A 512-nucleotide genomic window follows, 5' to 3' on the forward strand; every position below is an offset into this window, starting at 1 on the left:
CGATTCTCCAGCAAGCGGCGGGTCCACCATTCCGCCCCGCAAATGTTCGATCTGGTCGCCGACGTCGAGCGCTATCCGGAATTCGTGCCGCTGTGCCAGGCGCTCAAGATCCGCCAGCGCACGCCAAAGGACGACGGCACCGAGATCGTGGTGGCCGACATGACGGTCTCCTTCAAGCTGGTGCGCGAGACATTCACCAGCAAGGTGACGCTCGACCGGCCCAATCTGAAGATCCTGGTCGAATATCTGCGCGGGCCGTTCAGCAATCTGGAGAACCGCTGGACTTTTGAACCGAAGTCCGAGACCGAATGCGATGTCGGCTTCTTCCTGAACTACGAGTTCAAGAGCCGGATGCTGGCGATCCTGATGGGCTCGATGTTCGACGCCGCCTTCTCGCGCTTCGCCGCGGCGTTCGAGAAGCGCGCGGACCAGGTCTACGGCAAGCCTCAACTGTCGACCTAGCGAAGCCGGCTCGTCTTGTTCCGAAACGGAAATGCCCGGCACAAGGCCGG

Annotated in this window: 1 protein-coding gene; it reads left to right on the top strand. The window is 61.7% G+C overall.

Translation table 11 applies throughout. The features are described 5' to 3' along the window. Positions 1-462: type II toxin-antitoxin system RatA family toxin (locus B2W55_RS24420; protein ID WP_291532296.1), on the top strand; the 462-nt coding region annotated here is incomplete at its 5' end. Positions 463-512 lie beyond the last annotated feature (50 nt).

Source organism: Bradyrhizobium sp. UBA2491 (genome assembly GCF_002341725.1).
Taxonomy (GTDB): Bacteria; Pseudomonadota; Alphaproteobacteria; order Rhizobiales; family Xanthobacteraceae; genus Bradyrhizobium.